Genomic DNA, 2,345 nt, shown 5'->3' with positions numbered 1-2,345 from the left:
GAGTCTTCGGAAGATAAGAAGAAGGACAAGCCGAAATCAAATTCTGGCCAATCGCAGGAAAAGCCCGATAAAGAGTCTTCGGAAGATAAGAAGAAAGACAAAGCAAAATCAAATTCTGGTCAATCGAAAGAAAAAGCAGAGAAGAAATCGTTGGAATCTCAGAAAGAGAAGAAGGCGAAAGAACATAAAAATGCAGGTGGAAAAGCATCCTAGAGAGTCTAGGGTGTTTTTTTATTGGATTAAACGTGAATATAAAGGTAGTGTAAAGAAAAGGAGTGGTTTATAGCATGGGAAAACAATATCTGGGAGTTAAGGACGGGAGATTAGCTGAATGTCCTAATTCTCCGAACTGCGTTTCAACTCAAACCGAGCAATCAGATAAAAAGATGGAACCTTTACCGTTTCACGGAGATTTGAATTCAACGAAAGAAACATTGAAAAAAGTCTTGCAGGAAATGGAGAGAACCAAATTAGAAATTGAGGAGGAACATTACATTCACGCTCTTGTGGTTACAAAGCTTTTTCGATTCAAGGATGATGTAGAGTTTTACTTAGATGACTCAAGCCGGAAGGTGCATTTCCGCTCAGCTTCTCGAACGGGTTATTCTGATATGGGAGTAAATCGAAAACGAATGAAAGCTTTCACTGACGCTTATTACGGATATATAGAGAAGGAGGCCCATTCATGAGTTATGATTACCAGATCGCCGTAATAGGCGGAGGATCAGGCGGTCTGACTGTTGCTGCCGGGGCAGCAAGTTTTGGAGCGTCCGTTGCTCTTATTGAAAGAAAGAGTGAACTTGGAGGGGATTGTCTGCATTATGGCTGCATGCCTTCTAAGGCCATGATAGAAGCGGCCAGGGAAGTCCATCAGGCCGGACAGTATTCCGACTTCACTGAATCGGACTATGACCGCTTGTTTACAGGTGCGATGGAACGAGTGGCCGAAGCCGTGCAAGATGTGCAGAATCACGACTCCAAAGATCGTTTCATCAAGCTTGGAATTGATATTTATGAAGCACAAGCCCAATTTATAGATGATCATACATTGCGAGTGGGAGAAGAAACCATTTCAGCGAAACGTTTTGTTATTGCTACAGGTTCTTCTCCCGTGGTGCCACCAATCCAGGGTATAGAGAGTATTGATTATCTCACCAACGAATCTATTTTTTCTTTACGGAAAAGGCCGTCCTCACTCGGGGTAATCGGAGGAGGTATCATTGGTTCAGAACTCGCTCAGGCGATGTCCCGTTTAGGTGTAGATGTTACGGTCTTTGAAGGTGGGGAACAGATTTTAGCCAAAGAAGATAAGGAAATTGCTGGTCTAGCTGAAGGGTTGTTATCCGAGGAAATGCATGTCATAACCGGAGCAAAGGTGGACCGCCTCGAATCTACGAATGAAGGCGTGAAAATTCACTACACGAAGGACGGCTCCGCAAATTCGCTGAACGTTGAAAATTTATTAGTAGCGGCGGGACGAAAAGCGAATGTGGATGAGCTCGGTCTAGAACAGGCTGGTGTTGAAACTTCAAATGGTTCGATTGCTGTGGATGCTGCGATGCGAACGACTCAGCGTCATATTTATGCGGTTGGAGACTGTAATGGATCCATGCCATTCACTCATGTAGCGGGTATGGAAGGGAAAATTGCTGTTTCCAATGCTGTATTTGGTTTATCCAGGAAAGCATCTTATGAAAGAGTGCCCTGGGTAGTATATACAGGTCCAGAGATTTATCATCTTGGGCTTACAGAGGAGGAAGCAAGAGAGGAGTACGGTGAAAAACTCTTAACCTTTAAGACAAAACTTGCCGATAATGATCGCTTTATGGCGGAGCGTCATACCGATGGACTGGTTAAAGTTTTAACGACAAATCGAGGTCGGATTGTCGGAGCTCATGCTATAGGCGAAGGGGCGGGGGAATGGATGCAGGAAATTGGTACTGTTCAGGCCCTGAATAAGAAATTTCAAGCGATATCTAATATCATTCATCCGTACCCAGCGAAAAATAATGTAGTTTCTCAGACCGCAGATTTGTATTGGAGAGAGAAATTATTCGACAGCTCATTAAATGGAGCACTGAAATGGTATGTTCGAAAATTTAGATAAAATAAAGAGCTGGCCTGTATAAAGGCCAGCTTGTTTTTTGTTATATAGAGCCGCCTGTGATGTTTCGAATAAAGACGGCTCTGCCTTACCAAAATAATCATAACGCGCATCTCCTTGTCACTGATTTATACACTTTATCATTCATCAGCAGAAGACGCCCTCTTCAAGCGCCGTGTCGAAGACCGGTGGTAAGGGGGAGATGAATGCCGTTGCCGTAAGGCGAATGCCTTTGAATATT

3 protein-coding genes are annotated in these 2,345 nt (G+C 43.7%); all 3 read left to right on the top strand.

Translation table 11 applies throughout. The features are described from left to right. The coding region (locus BMZ06_RS20840) for a hypothetical protein (RefSeq protein ID WP_425431790.1) at window positions 1-213 on the top strand (213 nt) is incomplete at its 5' end. 74 nt (window positions 214-287) lie between these two features. Next, a complete protein-coding gene (locus BMZ06_RS17435; protein WP_089754017.1) occupies window positions 288-689 on the top strand; it encodes a DUF1499 domain-containing protein in 402 nt (133 codons plus the stop codon). After that, window positions 686-2,107: a dihydrolipoyl dehydrogenase family protein gene (locus BMZ06_RS17430; RefSeq protein ID WP_089754015.1), complete on the top strand. Its 1,422-nt coding sequence runs from the start codon at window positions 686-688 to the stop codon at window positions 2,105-2,107. Before BMZ06_RS17435 ends, BMZ06_RS17430 begins: the two co-directional genes overlap by 4 nt. Window positions 2,108-2,345: the final 238 nt, after the last annotated feature.

Origin of the sequence: Halobacillus alkaliphilus, assembly GCF_900113125.1 — a bacterium.
In the GTDB taxonomy this organism is placed as follows: domain Bacteria; phylum Bacillota; class Bacilli; order Bacillales; family Halobacillaceae; genus Halobacillus; species Halobacillus alkaliphilus.
The sequence above is the reverse complement of the archived record's forward strand: the minus strand, read 5'-3'. Positions and strand labels throughout refer to the sequence as shown.